We start from the raw sequence: 22,093 nt of genomic DNA, 5'->3' as shown, positions 1-22,093 counted from the left end.
AAATTGTTTAAAAAATATTATATTTACTCTTATGTACTTAGATAATGAAAAATCTTTTGAAAAAAATTTAAAATATCTCAGTTACAAAACTAATATCAATGAATGGTCAAGAAGATAGGATATTTACAAAACAGTTCTTTCTGGTATTTGGGGCTTTGCTGTTTTCAGCGCTTGTAATGTATGTGTTGATGTCTACAGTAACCGAATATGCAACTTCCATGGGCAGTACCGCCACTGTTGCAGGTCTTGTTTCTGGAATATATATTTTTGGTGGGCTCTGTTCTAGAATATATTCTGGAAATGCCTTGGAGCGTATAGGATGGAGAAAAACAGCATTGATTTTTATGAGCATTCATTTTCTCTCTTGTCTTTTGTATTTCATTGTAAATGATGTCACTCTGCTTTTGATTGTTCGTTTCATTCACGGAATAGGTTTTGGAGCAACAGCCAATGCAATAGTCACAATAGCCTCAGCAGTCCTTCCCAAAAAACGTTTCGCAGAAGCATTCGGATATTTTATGCTTGGAACCACAATAGCTGTCGGACTTGGCCCATATATCGGAGGATTTTTATATGATTATATGGGCTCATCAGGTTGCTTTATAGCAGCAAGTGTCTTTTCAGCCCTTGCCCTGATTTTTATTAATTTTGTTGATGTTAAAAAGTATGACCCTGCAAATCATGAGGTTAAAAAAGTCGAGAGTGAATATCATGGTATTCAAAAGATTTTAGAAATCGGTGCAGTTCCTGTTTCACTTTTCACAGCCCTGACAAGTCTCGGTTATGTTTCAATTTTATCATTTTACAGGCTTTATGCATCTCAGGTTAATCTGGCAGCGGCATTTTCATGGTTTTTTATAATATATTCGGTTGTTCTGGTTTTATCAAGACCTGTTGCAGGTAGGATTCAGGACAAGCATGGGGACCTTATTGTATGTGTTACAGGAATTATTGCACAATCTATTGGACTGTTTTTAATTGCAGTCTATCCTTCAAATCTGACTGTATTTGTCTGTGCGATTTGTGCAGCACTCGGTTTTGGTACGCTCAATTCCGCCTGTACTGCAATCGTTACAAGAAATGCATCACAGCACCGCAGATCATATGCCATTTCCACATTTTTCATATTCTGCGACGCTACAATGGGCTTTGGACCTGCACTGCTTGGAAGCTTTGTATCGCAGACAGGAAGTTATGCTCCAGTGTATCTTATATCATCAGTAATAACATTGATGGCACTTCCGATATGTCTGTACTCGTTGAGAAAAAATAAATAGCTTGATAACCTATTTATCATTATGAAAAAACTTTTTATATTTGATTTTGACGGAACATTATTTGATTCGGTAGCTGATGTTGTAATCTGTTTTAACGAGACTTTGGAAATTCATAATTTCCCGACATTGACCCGAGAGGAATATCTGGAATGTTTAGGAGGAAACATTGACGGCATTGTTTCATTGGTGCTTGGAGAAAATTCAACTGATGAAAATGTGAAAACCGTAAAAAACACTTATCTAAACATTCACGATTCCTGCAAAAAAGAAAACACCGTTCCATTTCCAAAGGCTAGTCAAACATTAAAAAAACTCCAGGACAGGGGAATATTGCTGGCCATAAATTCAAACAGATTGAATTATTCGCTTAATGAGTTTGTTGAAAAGTTTTTCTCAGACATTGATTTTTTAGAAATTGAAGGCCATGATGAGATAAATCCTTCAAAACCGAATCCTTACGGTGTTGAAAAGATTATCAGGAAAGCCGGCGTTGATAAGAGTGAAGCAGTATACATTGGAGATTCCAAAACAGATATTCAAACAGCCAAAAATGCAGGAATAGACTGTATAGTTGTTAAATGGGGATACGGCAATCAGAATGACTACGAAGATGATTATATTCTAAAAGCCATTGACAGCTATGAAGAGCTATTCGACTATGTTTCATAGTGAACTATATTTAATAATTTTTACAAATTATTTAGTATGGATTTGGCATTAAATATTATCATTGGTAATTTTATATCTCTTATTGCAGGTATTTTCATCATTTTAAGCATGTGGGTTAATGATGAAAAGCAGGCTTACAAATACCAGTTTTTAAATGCCTTTATCTTAATGATTTCATCTGTTTTTTTCCTATCATGGACCGGAGTGACTACAATGGCAATTGCTGCTGCCCGTAATGCACTTGTCTATAAGGACAAATTAACTTTTAAACTGACAATATTTTTCATAGTAATCTCTGTTGTATTGGGTTTTTTAATAAACACTATGGGAATTGTCGGTTGGTTGCCGATAATAGCTATCGTTCAGATTACATTGTGCAATTACTATTTAAAGACAATCAAATCAATTAAAACAGGTTTTATTGTAAACAGCGCAATTTATATTGTATATTTCCTTGCAATACTTGATTTTTCATCTGCTGTAATCGAAACAATCACTGCACTGATTGGTGTGGTTGCTCTGGTGAGATTAATTTATAACAAATAACTTTTTTTAACTTAAAAATCAATTATTAATTATGTTATTCGTTCACTATCCGAAATGTTCCACTTGCAGAAAAGCTAAAAACTGGCTCGATGAACATAATATAGAATATGAATCAAGACACATTGTAGATGACAATCCTACTGCTTGTGAAATTGAAGCATGGTATAATAAATCAGGTTTACCTCTTAAAAGGTTTTTCAACACAAGCGGAATGGTTTACAGGGAAAACAAACTAAAAGATAAACTTCCGGACATGTCAGAATCCGAACAGTTTGATTTGCTTGCAACTAATGGGATGTTGGTTAAACGCCCAATTCTTGTAGGTGATGACTTTGTACTGGTCGGTTTTAAAGTTAAGGAATGGGAAGACAAATTATTATAATTTTAATGTTAATTGTGATATTATGGGATTATTTGACAGATTCACTAAACCGAAATGGGAAAATGATGACCCTGAAGTTAGAAAAAAAGCACTAAGTAAAATTGACGATCCTGAAATATTAATCGATTTGGCTAAAAATGACCCTGATGATGGCGTTCGTCGGGAAGCCGTTAAATATATTAGTGACGAGGCGGTTTTAATTGATTTGGCCAAAAATGATTCTAACGGTGGTGTTCGCCTGGAAGCTGTTAATCTGATTGGTGATGGGGCAGTTTTAATTGACATTGCTAAAAATGATTCTGATAGTGGTGTTCGCCGACAAACCGTTAAAAAGATTGATGACCGTGACGTTTTAATGGATATTGCTATGGAAGATGGAAGTGAGGATGTTCGAAAAGAAGCCGCCCGTAAAATTAATGATGATTCTGTCTTTAAGGATATTTATCGAAAAAGGACGGATTATAGAACTCGTTTGAGGGCAGTTCAAAATATTAATGATGATTCGTTCTTGGCAGAGGTTGCCCTTAACGGTCCCTATGATAATGACCCTTACAGCGATATAATTGTTGCTGCCGTTGAAAATATCGATGATGAAAAACTTTTAAGAAAAATTTATGAGGATGTTAAAGTTAGTGATGTTAGAAGCACTATTTCACGTCGTATAAGAATATAAATTAATAAAAATAAGTTTTTTGTACAGAATATAATCTGTACAAATTTTTAATTTTAGAATTGAATTCTGTTACCTGTCCACAGGTCGTTATCATCAAATACGTCTTTTTCTTCTTCAGCTTGTATTTCATGATTTTTGGTTACTTTTATCTTGCAGATGTTTTCGTAATCCCAGTAGATTACATCGCCGTTTTCGCAAGTTTCTTTAAGATGGTCGTCCCTGAATTCAATTAGTTTGTCTTCATTTTTATAGAAATTTCCGTAATTGTCGTTGCTGTATACAATGTGGAAGTGATCAAAGTCTTTTTTTGAAATTTCGTGCAGTAATCCTTTAATGATACTAGGGTAATTGTAAGACCTTTGGTTATATTTAATTTCCATATATTGTCCCTCCATTAGAATTTTAAAGTAAATTTTAAATTTACATTTATATCTATGTATCTCATTAAAAATAACATTTTGCATTAAAAAAAGTGAGACAGCGGGAATTTTTTGATTTTTACCTTTTTTTGGGAAAGTGTGATTTTTGAAATTAGGATTTTAGCGATGCTCAATGCATCTTCAAAAAATTCCATCTGGAAATCCAATGAATATCAATAGGGAATATTTGGAGGTTAAATAACTTTGACGCAATCATTAGGCAATTATTGTTATTACAATATGTGCCGGATTTGAAATCTGAAGATCATTTCACTAACAACAGATTTCAAATTCGTTGATTTAACTAGTTTTAGGAAAAATTATTCATTTTCATTCCTTTAGGTGTACTTATGCTATCTCCTGGTTTTTGAAAGCACATCTCTGTAACTTTCAATTAGAATTAGGCAAAGGGCATATAAATGTTTTTTGTAACCATTTGGTCACTTTAAACGAAAGGTTTATATGCTTAAAAAACAAGTCATTATAAACCTATCAATTTTAGGAGGTATACTCATGGAAACTATTAATCATATTAAATCATGTCCTATAGAATTAGTTGTTAACTTAATAAGTAAAAAATGGGTAATTCAAATCATTCGTGATTTATTTTTAGGTAAAACCCGTTTTCATGAATTTAAAGAAGACAAACCAGAGCTTTCAAATAAGGTATTGAGCAATTGTCTTAAAGATATGGAGAAAAACGGTCTTATTGACCGTATCGCCGATAAATATGATAGGAAAAATGTTAAATACAGATTAACTGAAAAAGGAAAATCATTAAACAAGATACTGTATGAAATAGCTATGGTAAGCGTTGATGGTGAAACATATTCTGATAAAATTAAAAATGATGTAAAGGCATCATTTAGACAAACTTTGCTCTAAAAAAATATGGTTGATATACCATATTATTTTCTATTTTTTTTAAAATTTTGATTTTTTAGAGATTAATAACATTAACTTTAAAAAACAAGACAATCATATCTTATAATGAATAAAATATTTTAGGGGACAAAAATTGTTAGATATAAAACTGTTCAGAGAAAATCCGGAAATAATTATTGACTCTGAAAAAAAGAGATTCAGAGATACTGAAAATGTTGAAAAAGTAATTGAATACGACACCTTATGGAGAGAAGGTGAAAGAAAACTTAATTCTTTAAGATCCGAGAAAAACAAATTATCCAAATCATTTAAAAAAGCAAAAGAAGAAGGCAATTTGGATGAGGTAATTGCCAGATCTAAAGAAGTGGCAGCAGAAATCAAAGATTTAACTGCCAAAAATGCCGAATGTTTAAAACTCAGAGAGGATTACAGATACAAAGTGGGAAACATCATTGATGATGATGTTCCGATTTCAGATACCGAAGATGATAACGTGGTTGTTAGAACCTACGGTGAAATTCCTGAATATGACTTTGAGCTATTAAATCATGTTGATTTGATTAATAAAATCGATGGTGCAGACCTTGAAACCGCTGCAAGTATCGCAGGGGCCCGTTTTTACTACCTGAAAAGAGATATTCTTCACTTAAACCTGGCACTGATTCAGTTTGCTTTATCAGAACTTGAAGCAGAAGGTTACATTCCAATGCAAACACCATTTTTTGTAAAAGGTGAAGTTGCAGCAGAAACTTCTGAACTGGGTGAATTTAAAGAAACTTTATACAAAGTGGAAAATGAGGACATGTATCTGATTGCAACTGCTGAACAGACTCTCGCAGCTCTTCACAGAGATGAAATCATATCTCCTGAAGATTTGCCTTTAAGATACTGTGCCCTTTCAACCTGCTTTAGAAAAGAGGCAGGTTCTCACGGTAAAGATACATTAGGCATATTCAGAGTTCACCAATTCGAAAAGATTGAACAGTTTATTTATTCCACTCCTGAAGATTCAAGAAATCAGCACGATCACCTTATGGAAGTAACCGAGAGGATTTATCAGAAACTGGGTCTTCCATATCAGATTATAGCTATTGTATCATCAGCGTTAAATGACAATGCTGCCATTAAATATGACCTTGAAGCATGGTTCCCGGGTTCCGGTGCATTCAGGGAATTGGTTTCATGTACTAATTGTAAAGATTATCAGGCCCGTAAAACCAAAACACGTTTTGGAAGAGCAGGTTCCGGAGATGCTCAAATCCTGCACACTTTAAACAGTACTGCAATTGCAACTGAAAGAACAATGTGCTGTATTTTGGAAAATTATCAGCAGCCGGACGGCAGCGTTAAAGTTCCTGAAGTGTTGGTCCCTTACATGAATGGAAAAACTGTCATTGAAGCTAAAAAATAACTTATTTTTAATTTTTAAGTGTGTATTCACACACTTTAACTATTTTTAATATTAAATCGGATATTTAACTGTATATTTTTTTTGGAAATATCAAATTTAATTCTTTTTTTTAACTTAAATATTAGTTTAGCCATATATATTAATATCTAAATTTATATGATGTGGTCATTATGGGATTTTTCGACAGATTCAAAAAAGATAAACCTAAAGAAGAAGTAAAAACAGAATCAAAAGAAATTAAAACAGAAACAAACACAAAACCAGCAGGAAATAATAAATCAGCAAAAGATTTTGCTCAGGAATTCAAGACTTATATTGAAATGGGAGAAATCGGTCTTGCAGACGGTCTTATAAAGCCATGGATGGAAGCATATCCTGAAGATGCAAACTTCTATTATGCACTTATAATTCTGGGTGGCCGTACAAACAATTCCTTTGATGAGTTGGCAGCAATTTCAGAGAAGGCTGAATCATTTAAACCAATGTGGGATGACGGTACCGACTGGTATAGAAACAGTGCTGCAATGGTCATATTGCAGAAAAGCGGAAGAATATAATATTTTTCCTTAATTTGTCATGTTTTAGAAGTTGCTGTTGGGATTTAAATGAAAACGATTATTATCAATGCCAGTCCTCGAAAGAAGTGGAACACTGCTGAAGTCATGCAGGCGGCTCAAAAGGGAGCAGAATCCGTAGGTGCCGAAACAGAATACATTAACCTCTATGATTTGGTTTTCAAAGGATGCAGAAGTTGTCTAATCTGCAAGGAAAAAGAGCGAACCAAAGGAAAATGTTACTATAATGATGATTTGTCACCTCTGATTGAAAAAATCCTTGATGCCGATGCGTTATTAATAGGCTCACCGATTTATTTCGGAGAACCGACCAGCCAGTTTCGAGCACTTCTTGAAAGACTTATTTTTTGTTTGATGTCATATGATGACGGATCCAGCTATTATACAGGTAAAGTCAATATCGGACTTTTCTATACTATGAACGCTCCAAGGAAATTCTATGAAGAGTCAATGAAGGACAGTTTATCTTCAATTGAGTTTTTATTCAGTTATCTGAATGGTGAGATAAAATCATATCCAATATGTGACACACTTCAGGTTGGAGATTACTCAAAATATAACATGGCAGGTTTTTCACAGGAACTTAAGGAAAAACAACTGGTGCTTCAATATCCGAAAGATTTGGAAGAAGTCTTTAAGATTTCCGCTGAGCTGTCCGGGGGGTGATGGTTTGAAGACAGTTGTAATCAATGCCCATCCAAAACGAAAAGAAACAACAGCACAGCTTATGAAACGAGCAGCCGAAGGTGCAGAATCTGTGGGGGCAGATGTTGAATACATTGATTTGTACAAATTCAGCATATCCGGATGCAGGGTTTGTCTGATTTGTAAAAAGCAAGGCAATCATTGCAAATGTTACTGGAGGGATGAACTTTCTCCAATCATTGAAAAAATTTTGAATTGCGATACTCTTTTAATTGGCGTTCCGATATTTTTCTCAAGCCCTTCAAGCCATTATATGGCTTTGCTTGAACGCTTGATATTTTGCATTGTTTCCATTGAAAAGGGGATTGTTTTTGATGGAAAAGTGGATGTGGGTCTGTTCTATACTGTGGAGTATCCTTTGGATACTTTTGAAAAAGACATCCGTCCGCACCTTAAACAATCAGAGGATTTGCTTCGAGTTTTAAACGGGCAAGTAGTAATTGATGCTTTTTCTACAATTACTAAAACCAATAAGTCTGATTCATCTGAAGAGGGAATCAAATCCTTAAATTTAAAGGAAAAACAGCTTTCCAAAGATTTGGATAAGATATTTGAGATTTCAGCTGAATTAAGCAAATAATTTTGCTTTTATTTTTTTTAATTTTTTTGCGTATACATTTTTCAAAAATGAATACATTTATATACTACCTCGACCCAATATTTAATTGTATACAAAAATCAATTTTGTAATACAATTAGTAGGGTGATAAAATGTCAAACCAAAAAAGAACTGAAAACCCAAGAAAATTTGTATTCGGAAATGAAAGATTCGGAGGGTCATATTCTCCGGGGGAATTTGAATTCAACTTCCCTGAAGACATGACTCGTGAAGAGTTTGAACAGATGTTTACAAGAAAAATGAATGCTCTTCACAGAAGGGGCAATGAATTTGCCGAAGAATTCTTTGATTTTGATGGAAAATCTAAAAAGGAAAAACTTAAACCGCTGAGCATACGCGTAAAACCCCACACTAAGGAATTTTACAAAAAACACTCTATCTTATCTCCGAGAGATGTGCTGGAAATGTATGAAAACTTTAACAACGGTTCTGAAGCATTCATCAATTCTTTAATAGAGGATGAAAAAAATCTTCAAAAAGAGCTTAATGAAGTTCAGGAAAAATTACACAATGCAAAACTGTTTAAAGATAAATTAAGTGAAATGGAACCTGAAAGGGATGTCTTAACCGATGAGGATAAGATACTTCAATTGAAAAGAGTCTATAAAAACTCACAAATCAAAGTAATCGGAAATGAAACCTCAACAGGAAAAGCCCAAAATGATATCATTGCTGATATTCAAATGTACAACACTTTAATCATACGTGTCTTCAATAATGAATTTTTAACAATTGGAGTATTTACAAATGCTCAACCTGTTGTATATTACTTTAAAAATGAATATGCGGATGATGATGTAGAAGAGATTTTAAACAGCATTGAAGAGTTCTCCAAAGAGCATGAAATTGAGTTTAATGTGGTTGAACATTCCTGCTTTGAAGAATAATTTAAACTTTTCGGAAGTGTGAAAAAGCACATTTTCGCACTTCAGCTATTTTTATTAATTTTAAACGTCATAAAACTAATTACATGTTTGGATTTGTTGATTTGACGAAAGCCAAGTTAAATCAGCATGTCCTGCATGTATTGTTGTCAATTCAGTTTTTGTGAAAAATGAATACCTCAAAAGATTTCGCGAAATCTAAATGATGCCGGGTTAATTATTTGATTTCATGATGGCAATGGTTAGATTCGTATATTTTTTCGGTGTAAAAATATTTTCTTTTTTCAAATTTTTAACCGGGCACAAAAAAATAAAAAAAATAAGGGGGTAATCTTAATCGGATAATATTAAGGTTACTCCTTCAATAATTAAAACGATTCCAATAATGATTGCAATATAGATTGGTTCGTTTAGCGCAAATGCAGCCAAAGCAATTGCAATAATTCCCATTATTAAAACAAGAATTGATGAGAAATTTGATATGTGTTCTGATTTGGATAATATTCCAGTAATACCAAAAATAATCATTATGAATCCTACAATATAGAATTGAATGCCTATGAGGAATGATAATGCATCAATGTAGAAAATAAACAGGAATCCGAATATTATTGCTATTATTCCGATAATGATTGTTGCTATTGAAAATGTGTCAAAATCACGTTTCATGTTCCAGCCCATTACGGCTGCTGAAATACCAAAGAACAATAGACTTAAACCAACTATCATTGAAACTAATCCAGATGAAAACATTGGGAACAATATGAATACTAATCCCAAAATGATTGATAAAATTCCGGCATTTTTGTTAATCATTATGTCACCTCCTTTTTAAAGATAATTAAAAATTTAGAACTGAAACTATATAAATCTATAATTATTTATAAGAATAACAATTAATTTTTAATCATGTCAGATTTTGAAGAAATTATTAATATTAGAAGAAGCATCCGTGAATATGAATCTAAAGAAGTTTCTGATGAAGATATCATGAAAATCCTAAAAGCAGGAATGCAGGCACCGGGTTCAAGACTTGGAGCCGAACCATGGGAGTTTGTCGTAATCAAAAATAAGGATACCTTAAACAAACTCTCTGAAATCAAACCCAGAGTTAAAACCGCACCGGTTGCAATCTTGCTTGTTGCAAATATTGAAAGGGCATTCTATAAGCTTCACTGGCAACAGGACATGTCTGCAGCAGCTGAAAACATGCTGCTTGAAGCAGTCAATCTTGGTTTAGGAGGCCTCTGGAACGGTGTTGCACCGACTCCCGAAATAATGGATGCGGTTGCTGAGCTGTTTGGTTTGGATAATGAAAACCAGATTCCGTTTTGCATAATAACTTTAGGATATCCTGCCGAAGGCTGGGAAAACAAGTTCATGGACAAATTTGATGAAACAAGGATTCACTATGAAAAATACTAAATATGATTTTGAAAGTCTAGTCGATAGAAAAGACACCAACTGCCTTAAATGGGATTTATTTGAAGATGATATTCCGATGTGGGTGGCTGATATGGACTTTAAGGTTGCTCCGGTAATTCAAAAAGCAATTCAAAAAAGAGCAAATCATCCGATTTTCGGCTATACAATTGTTCCCGATGAGCTTTTTGAATCATATATCAGCTGGTGGGATAGAAGATACAACTTTAAAATGTCTAAAGATGATATGATGTACTCAACAGGAGTGATGCCATCAATATCATCAATGATTAGATGTTTAACTGATGTCGGAGACAATATCCTAATCCAGACACCGGTTTATCATGTATTTTTCTATGTAATCGAAGATAACAACAGAAATGTCACAGAAAACCAGTTAATTTATGAAAATGGAAATTATTATATTGACTTTGATGATTTGGATAAAAAATTGGCTGATGTTGAGATGTTTATTTTGTGCAATCCTCAAAATCCTATCGGTAAAATCTGGTCACAGGAGGATTTATCAAAGATTGGTGATTTGTGCAGAAAACATGACGTCATACTAATCAGCGATGAGATTCACTGTGATTTGACAGATCCTGGTTTAAAATACAATCCCTTTGAAGTTTCAAGTGATTATGATAGGGTAATTACTTGTCTATCTCCTTCAAAATCATTCAATATTGCAGGTTTTCAAAGTTCAATCGTCCATACTAAAAATGAAGAGCTGTTCAGTAAAATTAAAACTCAACTGCACGTTGACAATTCAGATTCATGCAACGTTTTTGCAACGGCTGCAGTAATGTCAGCTTATAATGAAAGTGAAGAATGGCTTGAGAAGCTAAAAGAAGTGTTATATGAAAATAAGCTTGCCGTCAAGGAATATCTGGCTAATGAACTGCCTATAATTAAACTGGTTGAATGCGATGCAACCTACCTGTTGTGGCTGGACTGTTCTGCTTTAAATGTTCACTCAAAAGTCATGTCTGAATTTTTAAGGACAAATCAGGGGCTGTTTTTATCTGCCGGAAGTGATTTTGGAGAATGCGGCGATAATTTCTTGAGGATGAATATAGCATGTCCCAAAGAGTTATTGATGGAAGGTCTGGGGAGATTGAAGGCAGGAGTGACTGCACTAACAGTCATCAATAAAGGACTGTATTAGCCAGTCGGAAATGCTAATGTCAGAGTCATATCTGATGATTTCATCTTTTTTAAACCATTTTGCCTTAAGAATCTCATCACCATCTACCTTTATCTCGCCTGAGTCATATTCTGCAGTAAATCCAAGCATCAGGGAATTCGGAAATGGCCAGGACTGGCTTTTTTGATATTTCAGATTTTTGATTTTTATTCCGATTTCCTCTAAAACTTCTCTGTGCACGGCTTCTTCTATGCTTTCGCCGGGCTCAACAAAACCTGCTATTAATGCATATCTTATATTTTCGTGATAGCTGTGTTTCGCCATAAGCAGTTCATCACCTTTTCTTATGGCCACAATAATTGCAGGAGCGATTCTCGGATAGTGCATCTGACCGCATGAAGGGCACTTTAACATCATGTCCTTTTCATCTAATACGGTTGCAGTTGCGCACCTGCCGCAAAACTGATGCTGGATATACCAGTCACGAACCAAAACGGCTCTGGTTGCCATCAGATAGATGTCCTTGTCAATATCATAAACTTCCTTAAGGGAAAAGAAGGATTTGTCACTATTGGTGTTGATTATAAAAGTGTCCTTATTTTTGTATTTTCCGATATATAATTTAAAATCGGTATTGGTATTTTCAAAGGATGAAGGTAATGTTTTATCATCAGTTAAATATAACTCTCTTTCATCGTTGAAAATAAAGTAATATGCATCATCACTGGTGTATGAATCACTAAAATCAATCTCATAATTTTCATAAACGGATTTTTCTATCATATTAATTATTATGTTATCAAGGTAATTAAATGGTCACTTAAACTATATAAGAAATCAAGTACAAAATGTATATTGGTGATATAATGGTATCCGAAAATATGGAAAAAGCTTTAAACGGACAATTAAACGCTGAAATTTACTCTGGATATTTATACTTATCCATGGCAGCTTACTTTGAAGATGAAGATTTAGCAGGATTTGCAAACTGGATGAGAGTACAGGCAGAAGAAGAATTGGAACATGGAATGAAATTCTATGATTACATCATTAGAAGAGGAGCTTCTGTAACTTTAACTGCAATTGACGGTCCTCAAACTGAATGGGATTCTCCTGTAGCTGCATTTGAACATGTGCTTGAACATGAAAAAATGGTTACTGGCCTTATTAACGATTTAGTTAATTTAGCTATCGAAGAAAAAGATCACGCAACCAACAATTTCTTGCAATGGTTTGTTGAAGAACAAGTTGAAGAAGAAGAAAATGCAATGGAATTGGTTGCTAAAATAAAACTCGCTGACGGCGACAACAGATTAATTTACGAATTAAACAAAGAATTAGGTGCACGTGCACCATCCGAAGACTAGATTAATTTCTAGTCATAACTTATTTTTTTAGGTGTTAATGTGAGTTTTCCTAAATGCCCTACCGATGCTGCACAAGTTGATTCAAGTAGGTATGATGCTCGTTTACTTGGTAAAAACGATTTAGGCAGTGTTCATGTTCATGGTCCATTGGGTAACTCTGATTCTAAAGTCAAAATAGCTTATGTAATTGGAATGCATCCTTTAGAGAGCAAATCTCACAGAGCACTATTTGAAAAACTGACTTCCAAAAAAGACTTAAAATACTGTTATTATCTTTATAATATTAATGTCTGTGATTCAAACTCACAAACTGAGGGACGTCTTGAAGGCCAGCTATTGGCCCAGGAATTTATCCGAGATGACATTATCGATAAAAAATTTGACTTGTTTTTGGACATTCACTCAAATAGAGGTCCAGATGGGCCGGGTGATTATCAGATAACCAATTTTGTCTTTGCTCCGGGATTTGATGAAGATTCAGAAAAATTTTTGAATTTGATTTTAAAGGATATTCCAGAACTTCAATACTATGCTCCTGAATTCCGCTCAAGTCCTCCGTTTATTACAGAGCCCACATCAAAAGCAGGTATTCCAACCATTGTTTATGAGTGTTATTCTTCAGAATCGATGGATGTGACTTGCGCTTTGGCTGAAAAATTAGTAGAAAGTGTTGACGATTTGGATTTTGAATAATTATTTTCATTATATTACTTGATTAATATAGAAAACATTATATATTCTTCAAATAAAAAATTAATTGTTTATATATTTATATGGAAGTGAAAAGATGATTATTAAAGCACCTTCAAGAATTCATATGTCTCTTATTGATTTGAACGGGTCATATAGAAGAGTGGATGGAGGTATTGGTTTAGCATTAGCTGATCCGCAATTTGTATTGGAAGTTGAGCAAACTGAAAGTGGAATTACATTAGATTTCGCCGACACTGTAAGCGATGAGGAAGCTATCGAAGAATGCAGGGAAAAAATCCCTGATGCAGCCAAAAAAACTATGGAACATTTTGACATTGATTCAGGTTTTCATTTTACTGTTCACCAAACTTATCCGCCTCATTCCGGATTTGGAAGCGGAACACAAATCGCAGTTTCAACTGCTCATTTAATTACAGAAACAATGGGTATTGAAATTGAAAGCAGAGAATTAAGCAGTATTGTTGGAAGAGGAGGAACCTCTGGAATCGGAACATATACTCATGATTTGGGTGGATTCATATTGGATGGGGGACACAGCAAAGAGGAAAAACCTTTATTTTTACCTTCAGGAGCTTCAAAAGCGAAACCTGCAACATTAATTGCAAGGTATGATTTTCCTGAAGAATGGAATATTTTAATAGCAATTCCTGAAATTGAAGTTCATGTTGAAGGCGATGATGAAGTGGATGTCTTCCAGACATATTGTCCTATTCCGAAAGAAGAGGTTGAACAGGTATCTCATTTGATATTGATGAATCTTGTTCCTTTCATGCTTGAAAAAGATATTAAAAACTTCGGATGGGCTGTAAGCGAGCTTCAAAAAGTTGGATTCAATAAACTTGAACATTCTCTTGATGCAAGTTATCTGCCAACAATGAAAGCTATTGAGAATGCCGGAGCATATGGTGTAGGTATTTCATCATTCGGACCGGTTTTATATACTGTATTTGATGAATCAAATGCAGATATCGTTGAGAAAACCAAAGAGATTATCGGTGATAATGGTACTGTATTTGTAACCAAAGCACAAAATCATGGTTTTGTCATTGAAAAATAATTCTGTTTTTCTTAAATTGTTTCAATTTGAAACAATTTTTTTATTAATTTCTATAAAATAATGATTCTTAGTTAATTATATATATTAAATTGTTTAATTTAATATTGTAAGTTGGTTTTTATGAATAAGAAAATAAAGATTGCATTGATAATAATTGTTTTATTGGCGGTCGGTTATACCGTATTCTATTTCACAGAGTATCATCATGCCGAAAAAATCGCAACCGATTGTCTTAATGGAACCGAAAATATTTCTGTTGTTAAAATTGACAATGGATTATTCCTGGACGGTCCAGGTAATGACAGTGCAGTGATATTCTATCCTGGGGCTAAAAATGAATATACTTCATATCTGCCGATGTTTATGGATTTGGCAGGCCGTGGTGTAGATTCATATGTACTTGAAATGCCTTTTAACTTTGCATTTTTCGCAGAAAAAAGTGCAGATCCGATAATTGACAGAGGAAACCATTCACATTATTATATGTCAGGTCATTCACTTGGAGGTCTGGTTGCAGCGTCATATATCAATTCCACCAATAAAAGTGACGGATTGATACTGATTGCAGGTTATCCTACAGAAAAAATTTCCAAACCGGTATTGTCTATCTATGGCTCCGAAGATGGAATTTTAAACATGAAATCATACAATGAATCCAAACCTTTGATGAGCAATTTAACTGAATTTGTCATTGAAGGCGGAAACCACGAACAGTTTGCTTACTACGGTCCTCAGGAAGGTGATGGAAAAGCAACCATTTCTGCTGAAGACCAGCAAAAACAAGCGGTTAATGAAATTTTTAACTTCATTAACAGTTTACAATAATTTTTTTTAAAAAATAGAGAAAAGAAGTTATAAATTATAAACTTCTTTAGAAGATACAATAGTTATATTGTTTTTTTCTAAGGCGGTGATTAGACGGTCAATATCGTCTGCATGCAGCAGCAATATTGCTTTTCCCGCTTTATCATGAGTAAATGCATAAAGATATTCCAAATCAATTCCGCTATCTTTAATGACTTTTAAAACATGTGTCAGTCCGCCCGGGGCATCATTCATTTCAACTCCGATGATTTCGGTAATTTTAACTAAAAAGTTGCTTTCTTCTAAAACTTCTTTTCCTTTTAGAGGATTATCAACAACAAGTCTTAAAATACCGAATTCGGAAGTATCTGCCATGCACATTGCTCTTATGTTGACATCAGCATCGCTGAGCACTTCCAATGGTTTTGATAGGCTTCCCATTTTATTCTGTAAAAATATTGATAACTGTTTTATTTTCATTTTATCACCTAGTGCAGGTTTCTCTTATCGATTACTCTTTTTGCTTTTCCTTCAAATCTAGGCAGTGTTTTTGGTTCAACAAGTGTTACTTTAACACGTATGCCTGTTTCATTTTCAATGTATTTTCCGATTTTAGTTTGAACTGCCATCATTTCTTTTACACCGTCAAAGAAAATGTCTTTGGATGCTTCAACTTTGACTTCGATTTCATCTAAAGTTCCAGGTCTTGTAACTATAATCATATAATGAGGCTCTACATCACCGGCCTTAAGCAGGGCTTTTTCGATTTGTGATGGGAAAATAGCTACTCCTTTAACTTTAATCATGTCATCGGATCTTCCTGTGATTCTGCTCATTCTTGCATGTGTCCTTCCGCACTCACATTTTTCATAAGTGAGTTTGGTTAAATCTTTTGTTCTGAATCTGATAACTGGCATTCCTTCCCTGTCAATATTTGTCAGCACCAGTTCTCCAGGCTTGTCGGCACCTATGACTTTGCCGGTATTAGGGTCAATGATTTCCGGATAATAAATGTCTTCTGCAATGTGAAGACCGTTTTGCGCTTCACATTCAACTCCAACACCAGGTCCCATTAGTTCAGTCAGTCCGTAAATGTTATATGCTTTGCATCCGAAGAGTTCTTCCACTCTTTGTCTGATCTCTTCAGTCCATCCTTCAGCACCAAAACCGATGGCCTTAATGCCTAAATCTTTAGGGTCAATTCCCTCTTCCAAGGCCACTTCTCCCAGGTGTATTCCGTATGAAGGGGTAAAAATAAGTCCGGTTGTTCCAAAGTCGCTCATGATTTCGATTTGTCTTCGGGTTTGTCCTGTTGAAATCGGAATGATTGCCGCACCTACCTTATGTGAACCGTAGTGAACGCCGAATCCGCCTGTAAACATTCCGTAACCGTGGGTATTTTGGAGAATATCGTCTTCACCGATTCCCATCATGGTAAGACCACGTGCAGTAGTTTCTGCCCAGGTATCAAGGTCTTTTTCGGTATATCCGGATACAACAGGTTTTCCTGTGGTACCTGATGATGAGTGAAGTTCTTTAATTTCTTTGATATCAACTGCGAAAAGTCCGAACGGATAGCTTTCTCTTAAGTCATCTTTAGTGATGAATGGAAGTTTTTCAATATCTTTTAAAGTTTCAATATCTTCAGGAAAAACTTCAGCTTCTGTATATCTTTTGTTATAATATGGAATCTTGTCAAAAGCTCTTTTTACAGTTTTTTGAAGTTTCTTTAACTGTAATTCCTCAAGGTCTTGCCTTGGCATAGTTTCAATTTCTTCGTTCCAAAACATATTTTGCCTCATTAAATTTAATATTTTATATATTGTTTTTAATTACTATAAAATTTTCTTTTGTATTAAAAATCTTTTTAAATTATTAAATTAAATATATTCAGTGATGATGTTTTAGATACACATCGTTAATTTTATAAGATTTATATAGTTTATTAAAGTAATAATAAATTGTAAATTATTAAACTCAAATTGATAATGGGGAATTTAATATGGATATGATGAGTGTTTTATGGCAAGTCGGTATCTTTGCTTCTGTCCTTGTTTTCGGTATAAAAATAGGGCTTGCATCAGGTCTGGCTAATTTGTCAAAAAAATTGTTTGCAATAATATGTATAGCATATGGTGGTGGAGTTATTGTAATTTCTGCTATTGCTTCACTGTTTGCTGAACAGCTGATTCAGGCTATCTACAGCTATAATACAATATTTTATATCATTATGGCTTCAATCATGATTATTGCAGGTTTATTCACTATAAGAGAATGGAAAATACATGATAAGAATACTTCTACTGCAACTTCTCTTGCTATTATAGCACCTTGTCCTTGTTGTTTTGGATCTATTATCGCCAGTGTTTTGGTTGTCGCTCCAACAATCGGTGTCAGTTCACTTAACTTAAGCTGGTATGCTGCAGCTGCTTTGGTTGGCGTAATGGTTGTGACTTATCTTGCATCAAATACAATTATCAGGTTTATCAAAAAACCTTATCCGGTTGTTTTAGGCAATTTCATGCTGCTTTTAGGTGCATACTTCCTGCTTTCAGCTATCGTGATTCCAAACATTGCAGGTGTTATGTCAAAAACTTTAACTCCGATAACTATTGGTTCTCCTCAAGATATACTGATGATTATTGTAGCGTTCGCTATTTTAGTGGTCGGTGGTGTCCTTTTAAATAGAAGGGGTAGTATTTTAGATTAATTAGGTGAAAAATATGGCTTTAAATATTCCTGGTGGAGAATTTTTAACAGGATCTCTTGATGTAATTTCACAAAGTTTAACAATTCCGGTACTTATTATCCTGCTTGTAATTGTTATTATTACCATTGTTACATTGGGAGGTGTAATTGCAGAATACACTTCAAGACGTAAGGTTCCGGTTGGAACTATAAGGGATTTGATTTATGATATTAATGCCGCTGAATCTCAGGAAAAGTTAAAAAGTGTAATATCTTCTGCTAAAATTCCAAAATCTCAAAAGAAAGTTTTAGATGAAATTGCATCTTCTGAAAGTTTAGGTGACTCTTCAAGAGAAGCATTGGCTCGTAAATTATTTGAATTTGAAGAAGAAAAGACAGAATCTACTTTACAGAAAACCGATATAATTACCAAAATCGGACCGACATTAGGTCTGATGGGTACTTTAATCCCAATGGGTCCTGGACTTGCCGCATTAGGTGCAGGTGACATTAACACCCTTGCAAGTTCTCTTACAGTTGCATTCAACACTACTATTGTAGGTATCGGTTCCGGTGCATTATGTTATGTTATCGGTAAAGTCAGATCTGCGTGGTATGACAGATATTTATCTGATTTGGATGCTTTAATTGACGCTGTTCTTGATAAGATGGGTAAATAGTGATTTTATGGTAAGAAAAGGTGGAAGACGAAGGTCTAAACGTGTTGAAGAAGATCCGATGGCAGGTACATCCAACCTTGTGGATGCGATGCTTGTTATTGCTGTCGGTTTTTTGGTTTTCGTTATCATAAGCTGGAACATGCAGGCTATGATTGACCCGGACAACAACATTCAGGAGCAGATGCAGCAGCAGAAAATGACTGAAGTAGACCAGGGCCAACAGTTAAACGAGACTCCGGACACTTCAAACAGTTCCGGTCAGGGCTATACCGAAATGGGTAAGGTTTACAAAGACCCTGCGACGGGTAAGCTGATAATGGTGGAAGGTTAATCCTTTCACGTCAAACTTTTTTTCAACTATTTTTTTTTAAAAATTTATATGTTTTAAGATACAAACATATTAACTGATTTTATTTCGAATAATTTTTTTGGTGATAATCGTGGAACATGGTAATTTGATTAGAGTACTGATATTGAATTTTATATCCTCACTGATAATTGCTATTGTTACTTCAGATATCCTGAATGCGTTTCATCTTAAAGGAGGAATGTATTTGGGTAATCTCTTCGGATTATACTTTTTAGTTGTTTATGGCGTAAACAACCTTGTTGAAGCCCATAAGCTTCCAAACAATTATCTCAGATTTATTGTTGCAATATTATATATCTTACTTTTCGATATTGCATTTGTTTTAATCATACCGTTTTTATTCGGTCCGAATGCATTTCCACCAACAGAATATTTGGCCATGAACTATAGTGGCGCTTTATTCAACATTGCTTTAAGTAAGGAATTCTATCTGGCTCTTTTTGCAGTAGTGATGCTGATATTCAATTTCCTAATTTACAGAAAATACAAAAATTACGTGCGTGATTAGATGAATGTCGGCGGTCTGATTAAATCAATGATTTTAAATCTTGTAGGGGCATTCATTGTAACTGTAATGCTGTGGTTTTTTATAGGTACGATGGGAAATGAATACCTTCCATATCTTGCGGCGTTGGTCGGAATGTATATTTTTGCCTGCTTTGGAGTTGACCGCATAATTGATGATGAAATAATTCCAAATGATTATTCCCGATTTATTTTGGCTATTTTCTGCATCATAATTTATGCTGTCGCTTTTTTATATGTGATGCCTGTGATTTTCGGTGCGGGCGTTTTCCCGGCTGGCCTTGAGTTAAGTTCAAGCATAGTTTTGGATACCAAATTGATTTTGGCAATCTGTGGGGTAATCGTTTTGGTGTTGAACTACTTTGACTACAAATAATTCAATCGATTATTTTATAAACATGTTTGATTAAAATAATACTTACTAATTTTTAATGGTGTTTAATAATATGGAATTCTGTCCTGATTGCGGTAAGATGTTAATGCCTAAAAATGGCAAGATTAAATGTAGATGCGGTTATGAAAAATCCTTAACGGATGAAGATATTGAAGAGCAATACTCATTTGAGGGTGAAAAAAATCCCGAGGCCAAGGTAATCGTAACTGACAGAAACAATGTTGCCCTGCCGACCACTACCATCACATGCTATAAATGCGGCGGGACAAAAGGTTACTGGTGGACAGTGCAGACCAGATCAGCCGATGAGGCACCGACCAATTTTATTCGCTGTGCAAAATGCGGAAACACATGGAGAAGTTCCAATTAACTGTGTAATGTCGATTTTTTGATTAATAGTTAATTGGATTGAATTGAGCTTTATTCTATTAAATTGATTTATATCAAACACTAATTTTAAACACAATTTATATTATCTTTGTGAAACATACATTATAATTGATTGATATGGGTTTGCTTGATAACTGGAAGAAATGATTAATGAAATTGGAGGATGCTTATGAAAACTTGCCCGAATTGCGGTTCAATACTTGCTGATAATGAACCTTACTGTGAGAATTGTGGTTTTGATCCAGATTTTGACATGGGAAACTGGAACTATGGAGGTTATAGATCTTCAAATAAACCATATATTCATGGAGAACACATTAAATCTCCAGAAAATTCAGGAGATGATGCTTTAGATATGATTGTGGGTTTATTATTATTGGGTGTTATAGTAGTTGGTGTTTTTGTGTCTCTTGATTTGTATCACTGGGACATTGTTTCTCTTGTAATTGATAATTTTTTGCCATTTGTCATGCTGATAATTATTGCTGTGGTATTTATCAAGGTATACAATTTTTTTGATAGCTAATGGTGTCTTCAACTAGTTTTTCACAATTGAAAAAATGAATAAATAAATTAATATCATATTTTTTTTAATCTTTTGATTTTCTTTCCAATTAGTTTTTAATCTCCTCCGGCCAACAAAGTAAAATTATAATATGCACCATCAGCCATACAACTCTCTACCACAAATACTCCTACTTCAGGCCAAAATAGTGATGTTAAAAGGTTTCGCGGGGTATTCCTGCTGACATGTACATATCAAAGACTAATTTTAAACACAATTTAATGAATCGACTATTTAAGGACTAAAGGTATTATTTCTCGCTAAAACAATTTTTCCAAGAAAAAAGTGCAGCACAAGATTAATGGAGTTATAAAAATAATTTTTGATTTATTTTTCAGTTCATTAAATTTATAGTATATTATTATTAAATTATTATCCATGGAAATAGAAATTGACAAAACTGAATCTAATAATTATTTCGGAGAAGTTCTGGCTGTAATGTCTAATTATCAAAAGCTTGCAGAAAACCCAAAACGTAAAATAAGGGGATTGAACTTTCAGGCTATTGCATTGACAGGTATTGCAGCGGTGTTTTTAATGATTTTCACAGCTCTGTATCTGTTAGACCCAAATTATACTTCATTCTTATATGTTATTATCATATTTCTGGTTGCACTGTTTTTGGGCATAATATATATTATTCTAATCCGCAGAAGGATTTCAAGGCTTAAAAACAATAATTCGGATAAAAAACTGATAATCGAAGATGATTATGTTGAAATGCACATTGGAGATGAACAGTTCAGATTAAACTTCACTGATATGCAATGGATTATTTTAAATAGGTATTCAATCACATTTCTTCCAAAAACAAAAGGTGCCACTTTAATAGCTGTTGAAATAAAATATAAAGATACTGTTATCAAAAGCATTAAAGACAAAAGCCTTATTGTTGACAACTCTGATTTGTATTAATTTTTCATGT

At 34.1% G+C, this 22,093-nt stretch carries 30 protein-coding genes; 25 read left to right on the top strand and 5 right to left on the bottom strand.

Annotated features, from left to right (window positions below; all coding sequences use genetic code 11):
• The first annotated feature begins 98 nt into the window (after window positions 1–98).
• Genes IJL02_RS01825 through IJL02_RS01805 form a run of 5 tightly spaced genes read left to right on the top strand, consistent with a single transcriptional unit; the run spans window position 99 to window position 3,547 of the window.
• Window positions 99–1,277: an MFS transporter gene (locus tag IJL02_RS01825; RefSeq protein ID WP_292808418.1), complete on the top strand. Its 1,179-nt coding sequence runs from the start codon at window positions 99–101 to the stop codon at window positions 1,275–1,277.
• 21 nt (window positions 1,278–1,298) lie between these two features.
• The gene (locus IJL02_RS01820; protein ID WP_292808416.1) at window positions 1,299–1,946 is read left to right on the top strand and encodes an HAD family hydrolase; all 648 of its coding nucleotides are present in this window, start codon (window positions 1,299–1,301) and stop codon (window positions 1,944–1,946) included.
• Window positions 1,947–1,982: 36 nt separating this feature from the next.
• Window positions 1,983–2,492, top strand: a complete 510-nt coding sequence (locus IJL02_RS01815) for a YgjV family protein (RefSeq protein ID WP_292808413.1) — start codon at window positions 1,983–1,985, stop codon at window positions 2,490–2,492.
• A gap of 31 nt (window positions 2,493–2,523) precedes the next feature.
• Complete coding sequence (locus tag IJL02_RS01810; protein ID WP_292808411.1) at window positions 2,524–2,874, top strand: arsenate reductase family protein; 351 nt, start codon at window positions 2,524–2,526, stop codon at window positions 2,872–2,874.
• A 22-nt stretch (window positions 2,875–2,896) separates the two neighbouring features.
• Window positions 2,897–3,547 (top strand): HEAT repeat domain-containing protein, encoded by a 651-nt coding sequence (locus IJL02_RS01805; RefSeq protein ID WP_292808409.1) that lies wholly within the window; start codon window positions 2,897–2,899, stop codon window positions 3,545–3,547.
• A gap of 53 nt (window positions 3,548–3,600) precedes the next feature.
• Here IJL02_RS01805 and IJL02_RS01800 read toward each other — a convergent pair whose 3' ends face one another.
• A complete protein-coding gene (locus IJL02_RS01800) occupies window positions 3,601–3,927 on the bottom strand; it encodes a hypothetical protein (RefSeq protein WP_292808407.1) in 327 nt (108 codons plus the stop codon).
• 552 nt (window positions 3,928–4,479) lie between these two features.
• Here IJL02_RS01800 and IJL02_RS01795 point away from each other — a divergent pair.
• The 6 genes from IJL02_RS01795 (at window position 4,480) to IJL02_RS01770 (ending at window position 9,048) form a co-directional block, all read left to right on the top strand.
• Window positions 4,480–4,851, top strand: coding sequence for a helix-turn-helix domain-containing protein (locus IJL02_RS01795; protein WP_292808405.1), 372 nt, complete (start codon window positions 4,480–4,482; stop codon window positions 4,849–4,851).
• 133 nt (window positions 4,852–4,984) lie between these two features.
• The gene (serS, locus tag IJL02_RS01790; RefSeq protein WP_292808403.1) at window positions 4,985–6,262 is read left to right on the top strand and encodes a serine--tRNA ligase; all 1,278 of its coding nucleotides are present in this window, start codon (window positions 4,985–4,987) and stop codon (window positions 6,260–6,262) included.
• Window positions 6,263–6,432: 170 nt separating this feature from the next.
• Window positions 6,433–6,819 (top strand): hypothetical protein, encoded by a 387-nt coding sequence (locus IJL02_RS01785; protein WP_292808401.1) that lies wholly within the window; start codon window positions 6,433–6,435, stop codon window positions 6,817–6,819.
• Between the two features lie 48 nt (window positions 6,820–6,867).
• Window positions 6,868–7,503, top strand: a complete 636-nt coding sequence (locus tag IJL02_RS01780; protein WP_292808399.1) for a flavodoxin family protein — start codon at window positions 6,868–6,870, stop codon at window positions 7,501–7,503.
• A 4-nt stretch (window positions 7,504–7,507) separates the two neighbouring features.
• Entirely contained in the window at window positions 7,508–8,122 is a 615-nt protein-coding gene (locus tag IJL02_RS01775; protein WP_292808397.1) for an NAD(P)H-dependent oxidoreductase, read from the top strand.
• Window positions 8,123–8,253: 131 nt separating this feature from the next.
• Entirely contained in the window at window positions 8,254–9,048 is a 795-nt protein-coding gene (locus IJL02_RS01770; RefSeq protein ID WP_292808395.1) for a hypothetical protein, read from the top strand.
• A gap of 330 nt (window positions 9,049–9,378) precedes the next feature.
• Here the strand turns inward: IJL02_RS01770 and IJL02_RS01765 are convergent, their stop codons facing one another.
• Entirely contained in the window at window positions 9,379–9,861 is a 483-nt protein-coding gene (locus tag IJL02_RS01765; RefSeq protein WP_292808393.1) for a DUF308 domain-containing protein, read from the bottom strand.
• Window positions 9,862–9,954: 93 nt separating this feature from the next.
• Between IJL02_RS01765 and IJL02_RS01760 the strand changes: the two genes are divergently transcribed.
• Window positions 9,955–10,470 (top strand): nitroreductase family protein, encoded by a 516-nt coding sequence (locus IJL02_RS01760; protein ID WP_292808391.1) that lies wholly within the window; start codon window positions 9,955–9,957, stop codon window positions 10,468–10,470.
• Window positions 10,457–11,635: a MalY/PatB family protein gene (locus tag IJL02_RS01755; protein ID WP_292808389.1), complete on the top strand. Its 1,179-nt coding sequence runs from the start codon at window positions 10,457–10,459 to the stop codon at window positions 11,633–11,635. Before IJL02_RS01760 ends, IJL02_RS01755 begins: the two co-directional genes overlap by 14 nt.
• Here the strand turns inward: IJL02_RS01755 and nudC are convergent.
• Entirely contained in the window at window positions 11,606–12,397 is a 792-nt protein-coding gene (nudC, locus tag IJL02_RS01750; protein WP_292808387.1) for an NAD(+) diphosphatase, read from the bottom strand. The two genes, IJL02_RS01755 and nudC, sit on opposite strands and share 30 nt — an antisense overlap.
• A gap of 83 nt (window positions 12,398–12,480) precedes the next feature.
• Between nudC and IJL02_RS01745 the strand changes: the two genes are divergently transcribed.
• The 4 genes from IJL02_RS01745 (at window position 12,481) to IJL02_RS01730 (ending at window position 15,577) form a co-directional block, all read left to right on the top strand.
• A complete protein-coding gene (locus IJL02_RS01745; RefSeq protein ID WP_292808385.1) occupies window positions 12,481–12,981 on the top strand; it encodes a ferritin in 501 nt (166 codons plus the stop codon).
• 39 nt (window positions 12,982–13,020) lie between these two features.
• A complete protein-coding gene (locus tag IJL02_RS01740; protein WP_292808383.1) occupies window positions 13,021–13,674 on the top strand; it encodes an adhesin in 654 nt (217 codons plus the stop codon).
• Between the two features lie 94 nt (window positions 13,675–13,768).
• Window positions 13,769–14,752, top strand: a complete 984-nt coding sequence (locus tag IJL02_RS01735) for a beta-ribofuranosylaminobenzene 5'-phosphate synthase (RefSeq protein ID WP_292808381.1) — start codon at window positions 13,769–13,771, stop codon at window positions 14,750–14,752.
• A 120-nt stretch (window positions 14,753–14,872) separates the two neighbouring features.
• Entirely contained in the window at window positions 14,873–15,577 is a 705-nt protein-coding gene (locus IJL02_RS01730; RefSeq protein WP_292808379.1) for an alpha/beta hydrolase, read from the top strand.
• A gap of 27 nt (window positions 15,578–15,604) precedes the next feature.
• Here the strand turns inward: IJL02_RS01730 and IJL02_RS01725 are convergent, their stop codons facing one another.
• Together IJL02_RS01725 and IJL02_RS01720 are read right to left on the bottom strand one after the other, a co-directional pair.
• Window positions 15,605–16,036 carry an acetolactate synthase gene (locus IJL02_RS01725; protein ID WP_292808377.1) on the bottom strand — a complete coding sequence of 144 codons (432 nt, stop codon included), beginning with the start codon at window positions 16,034–16,036 and terminating at the stop codon, window positions 15,605–15,607.
• Between the two features lie 8 nt (window positions 16,037–16,044).
• Window positions 16,045–17,346 (bottom strand): phenylacetate--CoA ligase family protein, encoded by a 1,302-nt coding sequence (locus IJL02_RS01720; protein ID WP_292808375.1) that lies wholly within the window; start codon window positions 17,344–17,346, stop codon window positions 16,045–16,047.
• Window positions 17,347–17,558: 212 nt separating this feature from the next.
• On the opposite strand from IJL02_RS01720, the gene IJL02_RS01715 reads away from it, so the two are divergent.
• The 8 genes from IJL02_RS01715 (at window position 17,559) to IJL02_RS01680 (ending at window position 22,083) form a co-directional block, all read left to right on the top strand.
• Entirely contained in the window at window positions 17,559–18,266 is a 708-nt protein-coding gene (locus IJL02_RS01715; RefSeq protein WP_292808373.1) for a DUF2162 domain-containing protein, read from the top strand.
• Window positions 18,267–18,279: 13 nt separating this feature from the next.
• The gene (locus tag IJL02_RS01710) at window positions 18,280–18,924 is read left to right on the top strand and encodes a MotA/TolQ/ExbB proton channel family protein (protein WP_292808371.1); all 645 of its coding nucleotides are present in this window, start codon (window positions 18,280–18,282) and stop codon (window positions 18,922–18,924) included.
• 7 nt (window positions 18,925–18,931) lie between these two features.
• The gene (locus tag IJL02_RS01705) at window positions 18,932–19,255 is read left to right on the top strand and encodes a DUF2149 domain-containing protein (protein ID WP_292808369.1); all 324 of its coding nucleotides are present in this window, start codon (window positions 18,932–18,934) and stop codon (window positions 19,253–19,255) included.
• A gap of 109 nt (window positions 19,256–19,364) precedes the next feature.
• Window positions 19,365–19,802 carry a hypothetical protein gene (locus IJL02_RS01700; RefSeq protein ID WP_292808368.1) on the top strand — a complete coding sequence of 146 codons (438 nt, stop codon included), beginning with the start codon at window positions 19,365–19,367 and terminating at the stop codon, window positions 19,800–19,802.
• Window positions 19,803–20,195 (top strand): hypothetical protein, encoded by a 393-nt coding sequence (locus IJL02_RS01695; protein WP_292808367.1) that lies wholly within the window; start codon window positions 19,803–19,805, stop codon window positions 20,193–20,195.
• Window positions 20,196–20,265: 70 nt separating this feature from the next.
• Window positions 20,266–20,583, top strand: a complete 318-nt coding sequence (locus IJL02_RS01690; RefSeq protein ID WP_292808365.1) for a transcription factor S — start codon at window positions 20,266–20,268, stop codon at window positions 20,581–20,583.
• Between the two features lie 189 nt (window positions 20,584–20,772).
• Entirely contained in the window at window positions 20,773–21,129 is a 357-nt protein-coding gene (locus tag IJL02_RS01685) for a zinc ribbon domain-containing protein (RefSeq protein WP_292808363.1), read from the top strand.
• Window positions 21,130–21,546: 417 nt separating this feature from the next.
• Entirely contained in the window at window positions 21,547–22,083 is a 537-nt protein-coding gene (locus IJL02_RS01680) for a hypothetical protein (RefSeq protein ID WP_292808361.1), read from the top strand.
• Window positions 22,084–22,093 lie beyond the last annotated feature (10 nt).

This window comes from Methanobrevibacter sp. (genome assembly GCF_017427765.1).
In the GTDB taxonomy this organism is placed as follows: domain Archaea; phylum Methanobacteriota; class Methanobacteria; order Methanobacteriales; family Methanobacteriaceae; genus Methanocatella.
The sequence above is the reverse complement of the archived record's forward strand: the minus strand, read 5'-3'. Positions and strand labels throughout refer to the sequence as shown.

Coding starts and splice junctions, on each gene's coding strand:
- IJL02_RS01690 (WP_292808365.1), top strand. CDS start 20,266: ATGGAATTCTGTCCTGATTGCGGTAAGATGTTAATGCCTAAAAATGGC.
- IJL02_RS01705 (WP_292808369.1), top strand. CDS start 18,932: ATGGTAAGAAAAGGTGGAAGACGAAGGTCTAAACGTGTTGAAGAAGAT.
- IJL02_RS01800 (WP_292808407.1), bottom strand. CDS start 3,927: ATGGAAATTAAATATAACCAAAGGTCTTACAATTACCCTAGTATCATT.
- IJL02_RS01755 (WP_292808389.1), top strand. CDS start 10,457: ATGAAAAATACTAAATATGATTTTGAAAGTCTAGTCGATAGAAAAGAC.
- IJL02_RS01710 (WP_292808371.1), top strand. CDS start 18,280: ATGGCTTTAAATATTCCTGGTGGAGAATTTTTAACAGGATCTCTTGAT.
- IJL02_RS01760 (WP_292808391.1), top strand. CDS start 9,955: ATGTCAGATTTTGAAGAAATTATTAATATTAGAAGAAGCATCCGTGAA.
- IJL02_RS01780 (WP_292808399.1), top strand. CDS start 6,868: ATGAAAACGATTATTATCAATGCCAGTCCTCGAAAGAAGTGGAACACT.
- IJL02_RS01770 (WP_292808395.1), top strand. CDS start 8,254: ATGTCAAACCAAAAAAGAACTGAAAACCCAAGAAAATTTGTATTCGGA.
- IJL02_RS01795 (WP_292808405.1), top strand. CDS start 4,480: ATGGAAACTATTAATCATATTAAATCATGTCCTATAGAATTAGTTGTT.
- IJL02_RS01745 (WP_292808385.1), top strand. CDS start 12,481: ATGGTATCCGAAAATATGGAAAAAGCTTTAAACGGACAATTAAACGCT.
- IJL02_RS01805 (WP_292808409.1), top strand. CDS start 2,897: ATGGGATTATTTGACAGATTCACTAAACCGAAATGGGAAAATGATGAC.
- IJL02_RS01720 (WP_292808375.1), bottom strand. CDS start 17,346: ATGTTTTGGAACGAAGAAATTGAAACTATGCCAAGGCAAGACCTTGAG.
- IJL02_RS01735 (WP_292808381.1), top strand. CDS start 13,769: ATGATTATTAAAGCACCTTCAAGAATTCATATGTCTCTTATTGATTTG.
- IJL02_RS01785 (WP_292808401.1), top strand. CDS start 6,433: ATGGGATTTTTCGACAGATTCAAAAAAGATAAACCTAAAGAAGAAGTA.
- IJL02_RS01765 (WP_292808393.1), bottom strand. CDS start 9,861: ATGATTAACAAAAATGCCGGAATTTTATCAATCATTTTGGGATTAGTA.
- IJL02_RS01695 (WP_292808367.1), top strand. CDS start 19,803: ATGAATGTCGGCGGTCTGATTAAATCAATGATTTTAAATCTTGTAGGG.
- IJL02_RS01810 (WP_292808411.1), top strand. CDS start 2,524: ATGTTATTCGTTCACTATCCGAAATGTTCCACTTGCAGAAAAGCTAAA.
- IJL02_RS01825 (WP_292808418.1), top strand. CDS start 99: ATGAATGGTCAAGAAGATAGGATATTTACAAAACAGTTCTTTCTGGTA.
- IJL02_RS01680 (WP_292808361.1), top strand. CDS start 21,547: ATGGAAATAGAAATTGACAAAACTGAATCTAATAATTATTTCGGAGAA.
- IJL02_RS01715 (WP_292808373.1), top strand. CDS start 17,559: ATGGATATGATGAGTGTTTTATGGCAAGTCGGTATCTTTGCTTCTGTC.
- IJL02_RS01730 (WP_292808379.1), top strand. CDS start 14,873: ATGAATAAGAAAATAAAGATTGCATTGATAATAATTGTTTTATTGGCG.
- nudC (WP_292808387.1), bottom strand. CDS start 12,397: ATGATAGAAAAATCCGTTTATGAAAATTATGAGATTGATTTTAGTGAT.
- IJL02_RS01725 (WP_292808377.1), bottom strand. CDS start 16,036: ATGAAAATAAAACAGTTATCAATATTTTTACAGAATAAAATGGGAAGC.
- IJL02_RS01820 (WP_292808416.1), top strand. CDS start 1,299: ATGAAAAAACTTTTTATATTTGATTTTGACGGAACATTATTTGATTCG.
- IJL02_RS01815 (WP_292808413.1), top strand. CDS start 1,983: ATGGATTTGGCATTAAATATTATCATTGGTAATTTTATATCTCTTATT.
- IJL02_RS01685 (WP_292808363.1), top strand. CDS start 20,773: ATGAAAACTTGCCCGAATTGCGGTTCAATACTTGCTGATAATGAACCT.